This is a genomic window from Paenibacillus sp. MAH-35 (assembly GCF_058135425.1).
On sequence record NZ_JBYUPU010000043.1, the window covers coordinates 1 to 16503 of the forward strand.

Below are 16503 nucleotides of genomic sequence, written 5' to 3' on the forward strand. Positions count from 1 at the left end.
TCATAATCGTTTGGTGATGATGGCGGAGGGGATCCACGCGTTCCCATCCCGAACACGACCGTTAAGCCCTCCAGCGCCGATGGTACTTGGACCGCAGGGTCCTGGGAGAGTAGGACGTTGCCAAGCGGCAAAAGCCTTTAAAGGTGTCACACCTTGAAGGCTTTTTTTGTTTATACGGAGGCATGCTCCTTGACGCCAATCAATGCGGGGAAGCCAGGAGACTCCAATGATTCCTTCTGCAGCGACGGTTCAAGAAAAACCCGGCGCTCGCTCTATTCATGAATGGTTTCGATATAAGTTTTATTCCAACAACCATCTCGCTACTTTCAAACTACTGTAAACCTCATCGGCTATACCCTCGCCTCCTCTATCAAACAGCGTCATTCGCTTCAGTCTGCCTACATCCAAGCAACACGATAAAATTTTCCAAACAGCACGTAACTTTTTGTATCGCCATGCAGTCTTTTATATGGGTAGGATCTGTGACCCGGCACCTGCTTGAAAATACGATAGACACCCCTTACAGAGGAGTACGAACAATGAACCGGTTCTTACCCGAAAGGTATGGAAGCATCCCCCAAGAGAAGCCATCCAGTAAAGCCGCTGAGATCCGGCTTGCTGTACCACAATCAAATCATCGCCGGCGGGTATCCAATTCCGCCTTCTCCATACGCGAATCCAGATGGATTTCGTTAATGGGTCTAGCTCTAATAATCCTTTTGTTGGTTTATGGCTGGGCGCAAATGACGACAGACGGTAAAAATCGCCGGGAGCCTTCACCAGTACTGTCCCCCGTCCAATTAACGAGCAATGAGAAGCATGACTCGGATGACGATAGGATGGAACATGCGGCCGACATCCGCCTCGTCAAAAACGGCCGTGAAGTAGGAAAAGGACCTGTATCCCGAATCGACACAGCGATAGGCGGTATCCGGCTTGGCGATACGCAGGAACAAGTACGGGCCATGCTGGGGGAGCCGACGGAGCGTTCCCAGGCGGGAGGTACGCCCTACCCCCAGTGGTATTATCGCGATCAGGACATGTATGTTCTGTTTTATCGCACGGGCGAGAATGAAGTTCCGGGAGGGGCCGTCTCGATCCGCATCCACGAACGCTCGCCTTCCGTGCTGAGCGACAGACGAACAGCGCCGAAGCTGGCGATCGGAGACAACCTGGAACAACTGTTGAAGGTATACCGCCCGGTAGACGGCACTTCTGCTGAAGGACTGGTAAGGAACTTTTGGATCAGGGGCTCTGAACAGGCAGGAAGCGGATTTTACAAGCCGGTTGTACAGATTAGGATGAAAGAAGGTCGGGTCGTAAGTATTGGGCTGGAGAACGAAGACGAGGACCCGAATCCGGGGAAGCGGGGGCTGCTGATTACAGAAGAAATGCCTCGCGCTCGTGCCGAGGGGGATTCCCGCTACGGCCGATTGGTCGTGCTGCCTGACGATACGGAGCAGATTGAGCCGCTGGGTTCCTACTCGTGCTTGGGCAGGGAGAGCGATTACCGGTTTGAGGCCTCGTATCGCACTTATTTTCTTCCTGACGAAGGAGGGCAAACGTCGTTGTCTGCCGAGCCGATTCCGTCGCTGATTTATCCTTCTTTAGAACCGATTCCGCTGGGGGTATTGGAATTCGATGACTTTGAAGCCTTTTATTTGATCCCGGCTTACGCCGATTGTCATGGAGTGTCCTTTTATATGTATGGGGTTGATGAAGAGGGGGCGTTTCCGTTCCGGTTCGAGCTGAAGGACGGCAATACTTCGAATACGTTTTACGTGCTCCCCTCCACCAAACCGATCGTGGAGAATAACTACCTGATCACGTACGGCGGAGGGGGAGGCGGGCACGACGGTTATTTGCGATATACGTTCAAACCCGATCTGCAATCACAGACGATGATCTTGGTGCGCACGGAAGCAGTTGGGGACGGGGAGCCGTTCGAATAGACGCTCCGGATGGTCTGGACAGCTCGAGTCTAGGCCATAAACGAATAACCGTTGAAAAATCCGATCGTCGTAATAACATTGAGACAGGCGAAGAAGATTTGATAGGCGAACAGCACATTTTCCCGATTCGCAGTCAGTTTGACCAGATACAGATAAAATGGAATACATACCATCATGTACCGGACGACGCTGGCCAAATACCAAGGCTGGCTCGAAAACGGAATAACGATCAGCAAAGCGCCGTATACCCATAACAGCAGACGATGAGGTTGCCGGATCATGTTCTTCCCATTGACGCCCAGGTACGTCAAATACACGATAAACACGGCGGTAGATACCACGAAAGCGATGAGACCGTTGTCCCAGCCGCCTGGCGCCATAAAGTAAGGCTTATCAAAGTAATTCACGTAATTGGTAAACGGGGCGGCGGTGTACCGGTACCAGCTCAAGCTTTGTTCGTGGAACGGGGCCAGGAAATCGCCGGTCAAGTATTTCATGTACAACAAGTACAAGCCCATTGGCACTAAAGAGAGCAGGCCGTACAGCACCGGCTTGATGTACCGTTTCGTCAACGGAAATCCTTCATGCAGGATGACGGTCCCAACTACGAAAAATAAGTTGATAAAGCCGGGAACCCGAGTGACGGTAGATAAACTTGCCGCCAAAAAGGCAAGAGCATACCGCTTGTCCGTAGCATAATAAATAGAAGCCGCAGACAGAAGGAGAAATAAGCTTTCCGTATAAGGCAGCGAATAAAATACGGATGTTGGATACAGCAGCATCAAAATCAAGACCGTTCGCGCCTGTCGTTCGTTCAGGCCGTGTTTGAGGCTAAGGGCGTACACGTAAATGAGACTCAGGCAAAACAGCAGATTCGAAAGCAGCATGCCCAATATAGCCGAATCGACTTGAGCAAATAACCCGACGATCGCACCCGATGCATAAAGAAGCAGAGGAAATAACGGGAAAAAAACCCAGTTGGCGGGCGGATGCGGCTCGTCTATGGCATACTTGTCGTAACCTTGGGTTGCAATTTTCAAATAGAGGTAACTGTCAAACGTGGCGATATGCGACAACTTAAATCCTTCCGTCTCCTTCAACAGATGCGGAAGTTTCATTGCCGTTTCGGGAATAACGCCCGGGGCCTGGTTCTCGTATACAGCCGGCTCGGTGTAGGAGGCGAATAAGTTGATGCCTATGTATCCGGTGAAGGCTAAAGCAGCCCGGCTTATAATAACAAGTAAGAAGATCGATATAATCGCCTTTCGGGTCAATCCGGTTTCCATGATGATTCGGCTCCTTTCCTGCTTCATTACTCCTGTTCGCTCTGTTCGAAACCCCGCTGTCAGTCTATATTATACCATTGAGCCCGATTGAGGCCGAATTTCCCAAGTGAAGATTTGGTTAATGCATGGAAAAAAAGCATCAATTGGAGCGTTCTTCAACGGTAAAGCGGGGTATTTATGTATATACTTATAATCAGAAACGGGAAAGAAGCGATCGACACCGCAGCCCCGCTAATCCACTGGCGCGAACTAAGCCTTCGTTAATTTGACGTATGCATCGGATGGTTTTCTAATAGTATTTGTAATCCGGATACTTGGCAAACGTGGGAAAACCGTATATAATGTTGTTAAAGTCAAAGAAAGTCAAAGTCAATGAGACGAAACTTTCAGACTTTTCAGTTATGGCTTCGGCTGCACAACTTTCATTTGGAGGTTCTTTAGATGCGTAATGTCTCTGATATCATCGAACAATATCTGAAGAACATTTTGCAGCAAAGCCCGGATGGAGTCGTAGAGCTGCAGCGGAGCGAGCTAGCCGAACGGTTCCAATGCGTTCCTTCGCAGATCAACTACGTGATTAGTACCCGGTTTACGCTTGAGAAGGGGTACGTGGTCGAGAGCAAGAGGGGCGGCGGAGGATATATCCGCATACAGAAGGTGGAGCTGCCGTCCAAGGAAGCGATCCATGCGCACATTTTTCGCACAGTGGGCATTCAGATCGATCAAGCTTCCGCCGAAGGCATCGTATACCAGCTGAAGGAAGGCTGTTTCATTACGGCCAGGGAGGCGGACATGCTGAAGGCTGCCGTATCCCGGGACGTGCTGAATTTGAAGCTTCCGCTGCGCGACGAGGTTCGGGCAAGGCTGCTTAAGGCCATGCTGATCACTTTGCTTAGCAAGTAAAGAACCATTCGGTTCGATACGGCGATACCAAAGGAGGGACTCCTGTGCTCTGCCAAGAATGTAATAAGAGACCGGCAACGCTGCATTTTACGAAAATTGTGAATGGGGAAAAAACCGAATTTCACATCTGCGAATCGTGCGCCCGGGAAAAGGGCGAGCTGATTCCGGGAACGCCGAACGGCTTCTCCATCCATAATCTGCTGTCAGGACTGCTCGATTTCGATCCCGCTCAGGCGATCGGGGCCAAGCAGCAGCAGCAGCTACGCTGCGAGCAATGCGGACTGACGTACAGCCAGTTCAGTAAAATCGGACGTTTTGGATGCAGCTCCTGCTACGAGCAATTTTCCGGCAGGCTGGATCCGTTGTTCAAAAGAGTGCACGGCAACACGGTACATGTAGGCAAAGTGCCTAAGCGCACCGGAGGCCTGATTCAATATAAGCGGGAAATCGACAAGCTGAAGCAAGAGATGCAGATGAGCATTACCCGCGAAGAATTCGAGCAAGCGGCCAAGATCCGGGATCAGATCCGCGAACTCGAGACGAAGCTTAACGGTTCAAACGTGTAGGGACAAGGAGGCATACCATCGTGGATCGGACGAATATATTCGAGAATGCGCTCAGCGATTGGATGAAGGGAAGAGGCCCGGAATCGGACGTGGTCATCAGTACCCGAATCCGGCTCGCCCGCAACTTGCGTTCCCTCCCTTTCCCGATGCTGGCGACCAACCAGCAATCCGGGGAGGTGCTGGAGAAGATCGTACGCGTTCTGGACAGCGACGAGCTTAGTACGGTAAGCGGATTTGCCCTATACAAGCTGGATTCGCTCGATGAGCTTCAGAAACGGGTGCTGGTGGAAAAACATCTGATCAGTCCCGCGCTGGCGGACGAATCGCGTAACGGCGCCGTGATGATTAACGATAACGAATCGGTCAGCATTATGATCAATGAAGAAGATCATCTGCGGATTCAATGTCTCAGCCCAGGCTTCCAGATTCGCGAGGCTTGGGATCTGGCCAATCAGATCGACGATATTTTCGAGTCGGAGGTCGACTACGCTTTTGACGAGCAGCGAGGATTTTTGACAAGCTGTCCGACGAACGTAGGTACCGGCATTCGCGCATCCGTGATGATGCATTTGCCCGCGCTTGTGCTCACTCAGCAGATGAACCGGATTTTGCAGGCAATCAATCAGGTGGGGCTTGCGGTACGGGGACTGTACGGCGAGGGCAGCGAGGCAATCGGCAACCTTTTTCAGATCTCCAACCAGATTACGCTGGGACAGTCGGAGCAAGAAATTATCGACAATCTGTACGGAGTCGCAAAGCAGATCATCGAGCATGAACGGGCTGCCCGCCAGAAGCTGCTGGCTGAATCGCGCATGCGTATATCCGACCGGGTGAACCGTTCTTACGGCATCTTGTCCTATGCTTCCATTATGGATTCCAAGGAGGCCGCACAGCGGTTGTCAGACGTTCGGCTTGGTGTCGACCTCGGGTTGCTTGCGCATGTATCGCCGAATATACTGAACGAATTAATGGTGATGACTCAGCCCGGATTTTTGCAGCAATACGCCGGGGCAAAGTTATCGGCCGATGACCGGGATGTTCGCAGGGCGGAATTGATCCGCGATAAAATTACCGGCTCGGAATGAATCGTTCAAGTATACGGTGTTTAATAAAGAATAGCGAAGTTTAATGTTCCTATCCGTTTCTTACATGTTTCCTATAGAATCCGTTGGAGGTGCTTTCCATGATGTTTGGGAGATTTACTGAACGCGCTCAAAAGGTGCTCGCTCTCGCTCAAGAAGAAGCGGTAAGACTGGGCCACAACAACATCGGCACGGAGCATATTTTGCTCGGCCTGATCCGTGAAGGAGAAGGCATCGCCGCCAAGGCGCTCGTCGCTTTGGGTCTGAGTCTGGAGAAAATTCAGGATGAAGTGGAGTCCTTGATCGGCAGAGGACAGGAGCAGCCAAGCAGCATCGCCTACACGCCGCGAGCCAAAAAGGTGATCGAGCTGTCGATGGACGAAGCGCGCAAATTGGGTCATACGTATGTGGGCACCGAACATATCCTGCTCGGTCTCATCCGTGAAGGAGAAGGCGTAGCGGCACGCGTGCTGAACAATCTCGGCGTCAGCCTGAATAAGGCGCGCCAGCAAGTGCTCCAGCTGCTGGGCAGCAGCGAGGCCGTTTCATCCAGCCATTCGACGGCGGTGAACGTTAATACGCCGACCCTGGACGGCCTGGCCCGCGATCTGACGGCATATGCCAAAGAAGGCAACCTGGATCCGGTCATCGGACGCAGCAAAGAAATCGAGCGCGTGATCCAAGTGCTTAGCCGCCGGACCAAAAACAACCCGGTACTGATCGGGGAGCCCGGCGTCGGGAAAACGGCGATTGCCGAAGGGCTCGCCCAAAAAATCATCAATAACGAAATTCCGGAGACGCTGCGCGATAAGCGCGTGATGACGCTGGATATGGGGTCGGTCGTAGCCGGCACGAAATATCGCGGCGAATTCGAAGACCGGTTGAAAAAAATTATGGATGAAATTCGTGCGGCCGGCAACATTATCCTGTTCATTGACGAGCTGCATACGCTAATCGGAGCAGGCGGCGCCGAGGGAGCGATCGATGCCTCCAATATTTTGAAGCCGGCTCTGGCTAGAGGCGAGCTGCAATGCATCGGGGCGACCACGCTGGACGAATACCGCAAATATATCGAGAAAGACGCAGCCTTGGAGCGCAGATTCCAGCCGATCACGGTCGATCAGCCTACTCCGGAGGAAGCGATTCAGATCTTGCACGGGCTGCGCGACCGCTATGAGGCGCATCATCGCGTGAAAATTACGGATGAAGCGATCGAGCAGGCGGTGAAGCTGTCCGACCGTTACATTACCGACCGGTTCCTGCCGGATAAAGCGATCGACCTGATCGACGAAGCCAGCTCGAAAGTGCGGCTTCGCTCGTACACCGTACCGCCGAACTTGAAGCAGTTGGAAGTTCAGCTGGAGAACGTCCGCAAGGAGAAAGACGCGGCGGTGCAAAGCCAGGAGTTTGAGAAAGCGGCCTCGCTCCGCGATACCGAACAGAAAATGCGCGACGAGCTCGATTTGACCAAAAACGAATGGAAAGAAAAGCAAGGGCGCACCGATTCCGAAGTGACGCCTGAAGATATCGCTCAGGTGGTAGGCAGCTGGACCGGCATTCCGGTCAGCAAGCTGGCGGAAGAGGAAACCGAGCGGCTGCTCAAGATGGAGAGCATCCTGCACAACCGCGTGATTGGCCAGGAAGAAGCGGTTAAGGCGGTCAGCCGGGCGATCCGCCGCGCCAGAGCCGGGCTTAAAGATCCGAAGCGTCCGATGGGCTCCTTCATTTTCCTGGGTCCGACCGGAGTAGGTAAAACCGAGCTGGCCCGCGCGCTTGCGGAGTCGCTGTTCGGCGATGAGAATGCGGTGATCCGCATCGATATGTCCGAATATATGGAGAAGCACTCGACTTCCCGCCTCGTCGGAGCGCCTCCGGGATATGTCGGCTATGAAGAAGGCGGCCAACTGACCGAGAAAGTGCGCCGCAAGCCGTATTCGGTCGTCCTGCTTGACGAGATCGAGAAGGCGCATCCGGAAGTATTCAACATCTTGCTGCAAGTGCTGGAAGACGGCCGCTTGACCGACTCCAAAGGACGTACGGTTGACTTCCGCAATACGCTGATCATCATGACGTCGAACGTCGGGGCCGAAATGATCAAGAAAAACTCGACGCTTGGCTTCATGGCGGCAGCAGATAGCGGACGCGATTACTCGAACATGAAGGACAAAGTGATGGGCGAGTTGAAGAAAAGCTTCCGTCCGGAGTTCTTGAACCGGATCGATGAGATCATCGTGTTCCATTCGCTCGAAGAATCTCATATCGCCGAGATTGTCAGCCTGATGTCCGACGAGCTGGCCAAGCGGCTGCGCGAGCAGGAAGTGGAATTTACGCTCACGGATAAAGGCAAGGCGTTTCTCGCCAAGGAAGGATTCGATCCGACCTACGGCGCGAGACCGCTGCGCAGAGCGATCCAGAAGCATATCGAGGACCGTCTGTCCGAAGAGCTGCTGAAAGGCAACATCGCCAAAGGCGATTCGCTGACGATCGACGAAGTAGATGGGGAACTAGTCGTCCAGAAACACTAACGACAAGTCCGACCCCGAACCAAACCTAAGCAATCCGATTATCGGCAGTGCCCGTAAGGGGCTCCTGCTTCCCTGGGCTGGGGAAGCAGGGGCTCTTTATTGCGTCTGGCGAGCTATAAGGCGGTATTCCACAACGGCTGAAAGGAATTGATGAAAGCAGGGTTTTCATTGGTTCCTGGTAATGGTACACTTTGGATAATATGAGGCAGTGAGGGGATGAATAATGTCGAAAACGAAAACGAAATTTTGCTGCCAGGAATGCGGAACCGAATCCCCGAAATGGCTTGGCAAATGTCCCGGCTGTAACTCCTGGAACACGATGGTGGAAGAAATCGAGATCACCGGAAAAGCAAAAGGATTCCAGTCCTCGCTGACCCAGACGAAAGAAAAGGCGACCTCGATCATACATATAGAAAGCAGCCACGAAAAGCGGATTTTGACGGAAATGAACGAGCTCAACCGGGTGCTCGGCGGAGGTGTCGTTCCCGGTTCGCTCATTCTGGTCGGGGGCGACCCCGGAATCGGGAAGTCGACGCTGCTGCTGCAGACTTCGAACCAGCTGGCCGCCATGGGGCTCAAGGTGCTGTATATATCCGGAGAGGAATCGACCCGGCAGATCAAGCTCCGGGCGGATCGTCTGGGAGCTCTGTCGGAACATTTGTTCGTGTTGTGCGAAACGAATGTGGAGATGATCGGAGAAGCGATCGAGAACGTACAGCCCGATTTTATGGTTGTCGACTCGATCCAGACCGTGTTCCATCCGACCGTGACGTCAGCTCCGGGCAGCGTTGCGCAAGTTCGGGAATGCACCGGGCACTTTATGCGAATAGCTAAAATAAGAGGAATCGCTACCGTCCTGGTCGGTCATGTGACTAAGGAAGGGGCGATCGCGGGCCCCCGGCTGCTCGAACATATGGTCGACAGCGTGCTTTATTTCGAAGGGGAGCGCCACCATTCGTACCGGCTGTTGCGGGCGGTCAAAAACCGGTTCGGATCGACGAACGAGATGGGTATTTTCGAGATGGTCGAGACCGGCCTGCGTGAAGTGACCAATCCGTCCGAACTGTTTTTGTCCGAACGCCCTCTCGGCGTATCCGGTTCCACTGTCGTGGCCAGTATGGAAGGGACGCGTCCTGTGCTCGTCGAGCTGCAGGCGCTCGTCTCCAGCACGAACTTTCCGAGCCCGCGCCGGATGTCCGCGGGTATTGATCATAACCGGCTCTCTCTGATTATCGCTGTATTGGAGAAGCGGGTAGGTATGTTTCTGCAAAATCAGGACGTTTACTTGAACCTGGCCGGAGGCGTCAAGCTGGATGAGCCTGCGGTCGATCTGGCTGCTGCGGTGGCGATCGCCTCCAGCTTCCGGGACCGTCCCACCCAGCCGTACGACGTCGTGTTCGGCGAGATCGGCCTGACCGGGGAAGTTCGGGGCGTCTCGCGGATCGACCAGCGGGTGAAAGAGGCGCAAAAGCTCGGGTTCAAGCGGGTTATTATGCCACGCAAGAGCATGAAGGGCTGGACGCCTCCCCAAGGGCTGGAAATTATAGGCGTGGATACGGTGTCCGAAGCTTTGAAGGCGGCACTGGAATGAACGGGTGCGATAGGGGGTTACTGAGGTGAAGGAAGACACGAAGCGGGACGTCATGACGCAAATTTTGCAGCTGGTCGCTCCCGGTACTCCGTTCCGCGAGGGACTTGAGAACGTGCTCCGGGCGAAGACCGGGGCTTTGCTTGTCGTCGGGTACAGCCCGGAAGTGATGGAGATTGTGGACGGCGGCTTTTCGATCAACTGCGATTTTTCCCCGAACTATTTGTACGAGCTGGCCAAAATGGACGGTGCGATTATCCTGAGCGAGGATATCAAACGTATTCTGTATGCCAACACGCAGCTTATACCGGATTCGTCCATTCCTTCGATCGAGACCGGGATTCGCCACCGGACGGCCGAGAGGGTTGCGAAGCAGACGGGCAAACTGGTTGTCTCGATTTCCCAGCGGCGGAACGTGATCACCGTCTATCAGGGGAATCTCCGGTATTCGCTGAAAGATATCGGCGTCATTCTGACGAAGGCGAACCAGGCGATTCAAACTTTGGAGAAATATAAAACGGTGCTCGATCAGGCGTTCACCAACTTGGGTGCGTCCGAGTTCGAGGAGCTTGTCACGCTGCATGAGGTAGCGAACGTTATCCAGCGGTTGGAGATGGTGCTTCGCGTCAAAAACGAAATCAAAAGGTATATCAACGAGCTGGGCACCGAAGGGCGGCTGATCAGCATGCAGCTCGAAGAGCTGGTCGGTAATACCGACGCCGAGGCGCTGCTGCTGATCAAAGATTACTGCCGCGAATACACGGAAGAAAAGGTGCGCGAGATATCGGCTTCGCTCAAGAGGATGAGCTCCGAGGAGCTTCTCGACCAACAGCATATAATCCGGCTGCTCGGTTACCCCTATACCAATACGATGATGGAGGAGACGGTATCTCCCAGAGGGTACCGGATGCTGCATAAGCTGCCTCGGCTGCCGGCTGTCATTATCCATAATTTAGTGGAACGGTTTGAGCGGCTGCCCCACACGGTTATGGCTACCATCGAGGAGCTGGACGAGGTGGACGGGATCGGAGAAGTACGCGCTCGGGCTATCAAGGAAGGGCTGAAGCGGATCCAAGAGCAATTGTTCATTGACAGACATATCTAAATTGCCTACAATCAGAAGATAGGTTCGCGATCCCCAAGGGGCTTGCAGCATGCTCTGCGAACGATTGGGGCATAGTATGATTTAGAGGTGGAGCCTTTCATGATAAGAAATTCGATTCCCAGCATGTTTACGGTAGGTAATCTGTTTCTGGGGATTATCGCAATTATTTTGGCGTTTAATTCGGGTGCGGATAACAGCAATGCGGAACTGGCCGCTATTTTTGTTATCGTAGCCATGCTTCTGGACGGTTTGGACGGACGTGTGGCGCGCGCGTTAAATGCTCAAAGCGAGTTCGGCAAAGAGCTGGATTCGTTGTCAGATGTCATTTCGTTCGGCGTTGCGCCGGCTTTTATTATGTACGTCGTTGCTTTTCAACAGATGGAGACTTCAGCTTTGGCGTGGATCGTCACCGCGATCTTCCCGATCTGTGGAGCGCTGCGTCTGGCCCGCTTTAATGTCGTATCCAGCATGCCCGGCTACTTTATCGGGTTGCCCATTCCGGCCGCAGGCAGCATTCTTAGCACGCTTGCACTGTTCCACAACGAGATTCCGTCGGCCGTACTGCTTGCGAGCACACTGGTATTGTCGTTCCTGATGGTGAGCACCGTCAAGTACCCGAACTTCAAAAAGGTAGGCATTCCCAAAACCGCTATATGGCTGACGCCGATCATTGTCGCAGGTGCTGTCGCGCTTGCCGTGATTTATCCGGGACTTCTGTCGAAGCTTATTTTTATCCCGCTGGTTATCTACGCCTTGTACGGACTGAACGGTCTAAAAAAAAACGCTAGAAGGTTATTCCGCCGCCGCAAGCGGATGAAGAACATGGACGAACCGACGAAAAACGAAACGCACGGGTAACTATCCCGTTCGCTTACAGAAGACCATATCGAAGATAAAAAGCATTTATTTTCCGGATCACCGAGAAAATAAATGCTTTTTTTGTTGCACAGCGGCGGGAAGTAACTGCTGTCAGGACAAATTAAACAACCCGAGCGTGGAGCATTTTTTCGATTCCTTGTCGAGGATGTCGTCCAAATCCAGCTCCAGCAAATTGCATAAGGCCGACAAATAGAACAGTTGCTTGCCAAGCTGTACCGTAATGGCATCGGCGCAGTTCTCACACAGCTCGCCGTTAATATGGGTCTGGATGAGAGCCTTCGCATCTTCAAGCGACAGGTCCTCGGGATAAGGTTGTTTGTTGGCTTGCAGTGTGATGCATCCGCATTCGGTGACGGACTTGATGACACTGCGATTAACGGATGCGCTCGACTGCTGCGATTTGGACAGAACGTCCAGTACACTTCGGTGACGGAGTAGCAATTCGGATACTTGCTCTTGAAACTGCTTTAATGTTAAGCCGCTCATTCCATTCACCCCGAGTTTCCATAATATCACTAAGGTTCATTATAAAAGAAACATAAGCAAAGTTCAATTTGTATCCGAAAGTTACCGGGACGGCAGGATGCGCGGAATTAGGAAGAGCCCCCCAACTGCCTAGCCTTTTCTCTATACGGGAGGCCATAAAGCAGATCCGTTTGGACAAATATACCAATCATTCCGTATAGCGCCGCCCAAATTGGATCATAATTGGTAATGGGAAACATGAATTGGAATTTGGAGGTGAAACCAGGTATGACGAAACAACGGCTTCAACTACTATTGACCGTGATCGGAGGGTTACTTGGATATCGGTGGAATGAAGCGATCGGGCAATTTTTGTTAGGTATTGGAAGTCCTTTGTTCGGAATTGAACAATTACGGGGCCAGCCGTACTGGTCGGCAGCCATCGGCGCTCTTCTGATTCTCGGGCTGTCCGGCTGGTTGCTGGGGTCCGGAGCGTCGCGCATGCAGAGCTGGGAAGACCGCTTGGCCAAAGCGCCGTCGCTTGAACTGCTGTCAGGGATAACCGGACTTATTCTCGGATTGGTCATCTCCGTGCTGCTCGTTCCGGTATTGACCGGAGCAGGATGGGTCGGCACAGTGGCCGCTTGGGCGCTTACCGGAGTGCTTGGCGTATACGGATTTCGCATCGGGTACAAAAAGCGCGAAGATTTGGTTCATTTCGTGTCGTGTTTGTTCGGAGACAAGAAGAAAAAGGGCGGCCCGCAAAAGGACGAGCACAAAATATTGGACACGAGCGTCATTATTGACGGCCGTATCGCCGACATTTGCAAAACCGGATTTATTGAAGGAACGCTGGTTATCCCGGAATTCGTATTGGAGGAGCTTCAGCACATCGCCGATTCGTCGGACTTGCTCAAGCGCAACCGCGGGCGGCGCGGCCTGGATATTTTGAACAAAATCCAGAAAGAGCTGGACGTGAAGGTACTTATCTACGAAGGCGACTTCGAGGAAATATCCGAGGTGGACAGCAAGCTGGTGCGGCTGGCCAAAGCTCTTCAGGGCAAAGTGATCACCAATGACTTCAACCTGAACAAAGTATGCGAGCTGCAGGGCGTGTCGGTGCTTAATATTAACGATCTGGCCAATGCGGTCAAGCCGGTCGTGCTGCCCGGGGAAGAAATTATGGTGCAGGTGATTAAAGACGGCAAGGAGCACGGACAAGGCGTCGCTTATTTGGACGACGGCACGATGATCGTGGTGGAAGGCGGCAGAGACTACATCGGGGCTACGATTGAGGTGCTCGTGACGAGTGTGCTGCAAACCTCCGCGGGCCGGATGATCTTCGCCAAGCCGAAACTGTTGGAAAAAGCGCTGTAAAACGATTATGATAGGAATGGGAAGTATCGATCATTACGTAAACAGCGGGGTAGGGAGATCATGATAAGGTGCGGCGTCGTCGTGGTGGCGGCGGGAAGAGGGACCCGGATGGGCACCTCGGAGAGCAAACAGTTTTTGCAGCTTCGCGGCAAGCCGATTCTCGTGTATACGCTGGAACTGTTCCAGCGGATGCCTCTCGTCGAATCGATCGTGCTGGTGACGGGAGCGGACGAGATCGCAAGATGCGAAGCGTTCGTTCGCGACTATTCACTTGCGAAGGTGTGCGCCGTCGTAGCGGGCGGATCGGAGCGCCAGCATTCGGTGCGGATCGGCCTGGACAAGCTGCCGGCCGGCATTGACGTGGCGGCGGTTCATGACGGGGTTCGTCCTTTCGTGACCGAAGCCGAAGCCGAGCGATGCTTACATAAAGGGTATGAGGCCGGAGGAGCGGTGTTGGCGGTGCCGGTCAAAGATACGATTAAAGTCGTCGGATCGTCCGGAAGGATCGAATCTACGCCGGATCGGAAGAGCTTGTGGGCGGTGCAGACCCCACAGGCTTTTCGTCTTGATCTGCTGCGGGAAGCCCATGTGCAGGCGGAACGCGACGGCTTCGTGGGCACCGACGATGCGATGCTGCTGGAGCGGCTCGGTCACGAGGTGTACGTTGTCGAGGGCGCCTACACGAACATTAAGATTACGACGCCCGACGATTTGATGTGGGCGGAACGACTGCTGCAACAACAAATGGAGAGGACGGATCGTTCATGATACGGATCGGACAAGGCTTTGACGTGCATCAACTGGTGGAAGGGCGCAAGTGCATCATCGGCGGAATCGATATCCCTTACGAGAAAGGGCTGCTTGGTCATTCGGACGCCGACGTTCTGCTGCATGCGATTAGCGATGCGATTTTGGGAGCGCTCGGGCAAGGGGACATCGGTAAACATTTTCCCGATACCGACCCGGCTTATCTCGATGCGGACAGTGTAAAGCTGCTGGAACACGTCTGGGAAATCGCGAAGTCGATGGGCTATCGTCTCGGCAACATCGATTCCACGATTATCGCCCAGAAGCCGAAGATGGCGCCATACATTCCGCAGATGGTCGAGCTGATCGCCCGTGTGCTGGAAGCCGACCCGTCCCAGGTTAACGTCAAGGCGACGACGACGGAGAAGCTCGGGTTTACGGGCCGCGGGGAAGGCGTTGCGGCACAATCGGTAGTTTGTTTGCAGAAGGCTGCACTTTAACCGTTACGGATTAGAGAGCAGGCAGTTCACATTGAGAGGGGATCATCCATGACCAGACCCATTCGTGTCCGTTACGCGCCGAGTCCTACAGGGCATTTGCACATCGGCAACGCCCGGACCGCACTTTTTAACTATTTGTTCGCCCGCCATCATAACGGCAAGTTCATTATCCGCATCGAGGATACCGATGTGAAGCGAAACGTAGCAGGCGGAGAGGAAAATCAGCTCACCTATTTGAAATGGCTGGGCATCGACTGGGACGAGAGCATCGACGTCGGCGGCCCGTTCGGCCCATATCGTCAGACGGAACGTCTCGATCTGTACCGGAAGTACGCCGAGCAGCTAATAACCGAAGGACGCGCTTACTTGTGCTACTGCACGGAGGAAGAGCTGGAGCGGGAGCGGGAGGAACAGACGGCCCGCGGAGAGACGCCCCGGTATTCCGGCAAGCACCGCCATTTGTCGGATGAGCAGCGCAAAGCTTATGAAGCCGAAGGACGGGTGCCGAGCATCCGGTTCCGGGTGCAGGAAGGCAAGTCGTATACGTTCCACGATTTGGTTAAAGGGGACATTACGTTCGAATCGGACGGCATCGGCGATTTTGTAATTGTGAAGAAAGACGGGATTGCCACTTACAATTTCGCTGTTGTGATCGATGATTACTTGATGGAGATTTCGCACGTGCTGCGGGGCGAGGATCATATCTCCAATACGCCGCGCCAGCTGATGATCTACGAAGCGCTGGGCTGGGAGCCTCCGCAGTTCGCGCACATGACGCTGATCGTGAATGAGCAGCGCAAGAAGCTGAGCAAGCGCGACGAGTCAATCATCCAGTTCATCGAGCAGTACGACCAGCTTGGCTTCCTGCCCGAAGCGATGTTTAACTTTATCGCGCTCCTCGGCTGGTCGCCTGAAGGCGAGAATGAACTATTCTCGAAGGAAGAACTGATCGCGGTATTCGATGCGGACCGGCTGTCCAAAAGTCCGGCTGCTTTCGATACGAACAAGCTGAACTGGATGAACAACCAGTACATCAAAAAAGCCGATAGCGGCCGTATCGCCGAGATGGCGATTCCTCACCTACAAAAGGCGGGGCGCCTTCCGGCCGAGCTGGATGACGGGCAGCGGGAATGGGCGGCGGCGCTGGTGGCGCTTTATCAGGAGCAGATGAACTGCGCGTCGGACATCGTGCCGCTGACCGAAGTCTTTTTCCGCGATGCGCCGGAAGACGATGACGAAGGCCGCGCTTTGCTCGGCGAAGAACACGTTCCGGCCGTGCTGCGCGCTTTCCTGGCTCAGATCGAGCAGGCTTCGGCATTTACGCCGGAGACGATCGGCGGGCTGCTCAAGGCGGTTCAGAAGGAAACCGGGTATAAAGGGAAGCAGCTGTTCATGCCCGTGCGAGTTGCCCTGACGGGACAAATGCATGGACGCGACTTGAACCAGACGCTTGCGCTCCTGGGACAAAGCCGTGTGGTGGAGCGGCTTCAAAAGCGGTTGTCAGAAAGAAGCTGATCATGTATACTTG

Annotated in this window: 14 protein-coding genes and 1 rRNA gene; 13 read left to right on the forward strand and 2 right to left on the reverse strand. The window is 53.7% G+C overall.

Going from position 1 to position 16503, the window contains the following annotated elements:
• Nucleotides 1–9 precede the first annotated feature (9 nt).
• Nucleotides 10–126 (forward strand): 5S ribosomal RNA (rrf, locus tag AC3Y2E_RS28730).
• A 713-nt stretch (nucleotides 127–839) separates the two neighbouring features.
• Nucleotides 840–1952, forward strand: coding sequence for a hypothetical protein (locus tag AC3Y2E_RS28735; RefSeq protein ID WP_379216649.1), 1113 nt, complete (start codon nucleotides 840–842; stop codon nucleotides 1950–1952).
• Nucleotides 1953–1981: 29 nt separating this feature from the next.
• On the opposite strand, the gene AC3Y2E_RS28740 is transcribed toward AC3Y2E_RS28735, so the two are convergent.
• On the reverse strand, nucleotides 1982–3238 hold the full coding sequence (locus AC3Y2E_RS28740) for a mannosyltransferase family protein (RefSeq protein ID WP_379216651.1): 1257 nt from the start codon (nucleotides 3236–3238) through the stop codon (nucleotides 1982–1984).
• A 441-nt stretch (nucleotides 3239–3679) separates the two neighbouring features.
• Between AC3Y2E_RS28740 and AC3Y2E_RS28745 the strand changes: the two genes are divergently transcribed.
• The 7 genes from AC3Y2E_RS28745 to pssA all read left to right on the forward strand — a co-directional run bounded on the left by AC3Y2E_RS28745 (nucleotide 3680) and on the right by pssA (nucleotide 11865).
• Nucleotides 3680–4141, forward strand: a complete 462-nt coding sequence (locus AC3Y2E_RS28745; RefSeq protein WP_379216653.1) for a CtsR family transcriptional regulator — start codon at nucleotides 3680–3682, stop codon at nucleotides 4139–4141.
• Nucleotides 4142–4185: 44 nt separating this feature from the next.
• On the forward strand, nucleotides 4186–4707 hold the full coding sequence (gene mcsA, locus AC3Y2E_RS28750) for a protein-arginine kinase activator protein McsA (RefSeq protein WP_379216655.1): 522 nt from the start codon (nucleotides 4186–4188) through the stop codon (nucleotides 4705–4707).
• Nucleotides 4708–4769: 62 nt separating this feature from the next.
• Nucleotides 4770–5792, forward strand: a complete 1023-nt coding sequence (mcsB, locus tag AC3Y2E_RS28755; RefSeq protein WP_190931924.1) for a protein-arginine kinase McsB — start codon at nucleotides 4770–4772, stop codon at nucleotides 5790–5792.
• A 98-nt stretch (nucleotides 5793–5890) separates the two neighbouring features.
• A complete protein-coding gene (clpC, locus tag AC3Y2E_RS28760) occupies nucleotides 5891–8314 on the forward strand; it encodes an ATP-dependent protease ATP-binding subunit ClpC (RefSeq protein WP_190931858.1) in 2424 nt (807 codons plus the stop codon).
• Nucleotides 8315–8537: 223 nt separating this feature from the next.
• Nucleotides 8538–9905, forward strand: a complete 1368-nt coding sequence (radA, locus tag AC3Y2E_RS28765) for a DNA repair protein RadA (RefSeq protein WP_190931859.1) — start codon at nucleotides 8538–8540, stop codon at nucleotides 9903–9905.
• Between the two features lie 25 nt (nucleotides 9906–9930).
• Entirely contained in the window at nucleotides 9931–11007 is a 1077-nt protein-coding gene (disA, locus tag AC3Y2E_RS28770; protein WP_379216659.1) for a DNA integrity scanning diadenylate cyclase DisA, read from the forward strand.
• 99 nt (nucleotides 11008–11106) lie between these two features.
• Complete coding sequence (gene pssA, locus AC3Y2E_RS28775) at nucleotides 11107–11865, forward strand: CDP-diacylglycerol--serine O-phosphatidyltransferase (RefSeq protein ID WP_190931860.1); 759 nt, start codon at nucleotides 11107–11109, stop codon at nucleotides 11863–11865.
• Between the two features lie 111 nt (nucleotides 11866–11976).
• Here the strand turns inward: pssA and AC3Y2E_RS28780 are convergent, their stop codons facing one another.
• Nucleotides 11977–12372 (reverse strand): DUF1573 domain-containing protein, encoded by a 396-nt coding sequence (locus AC3Y2E_RS28780; RefSeq protein WP_190931861.1) that lies wholly within the window; start codon nucleotides 12370–12372, stop codon nucleotides 11977–11979.
• 267 nt (nucleotides 12373–12639) lie between these two features.
• Here AC3Y2E_RS28780 and AC3Y2E_RS28785 point away from each other — a divergent pair, with 267 nt between their 5' ends.
• Genes AC3Y2E_RS28785 through gltX form a run of 4 tightly spaced genes read left to right on the forward strand, consistent with a single transcriptional unit; the run spans nucleotide 12640 to nucleotide 16490 of the window.
• Complete coding sequence (locus tag AC3Y2E_RS28785) at nucleotides 12640–13728, forward strand: PIN/TRAM domain-containing protein (protein ID WP_379216662.1); 1089 nt, start codon at nucleotides 12640–12642, stop codon at nucleotides 13726–13728.
• A gap of 60 nt (nucleotides 13729–13788) precedes the next feature.
• Nucleotides 13789–14496 carry a 2-C-methyl-D-erythritol 4-phosphate cytidylyltransferase gene (gene ispD, locus AC3Y2E_RS28790; protein ID WP_379216665.1) on the forward strand — a complete coding sequence of 236 codons (708 nt, stop codon included), beginning with the start codon at nucleotides 13789–13791 and terminating at the stop codon, nucleotides 14494–14496.
• Complete coding sequence (gene ispF / locus AC3Y2E_RS28795; RefSeq protein ID WP_379216667.1) at nucleotides 14493–14975, forward strand: 2-C-methyl-D-erythritol 2,4-cyclodiphosphate synthase; 483 nt, start codon at nucleotides 14493–14495, stop codon at nucleotides 14973–14975. Before ispD ends, ispF begins: the two co-directional genes overlap by 4 nt.
• Before the next feature lie 48 nt (nucleotides 14976–15023).
• Entirely contained in the window at nucleotides 15024–16490 is a 1467-nt protein-coding gene (gene gltX, locus AC3Y2E_RS28800) for a glutamate--tRNA ligase (protein WP_379216669.1), read from the forward strand.
• Nucleotides 16491–16503: the final 13 nt, after the last annotated feature.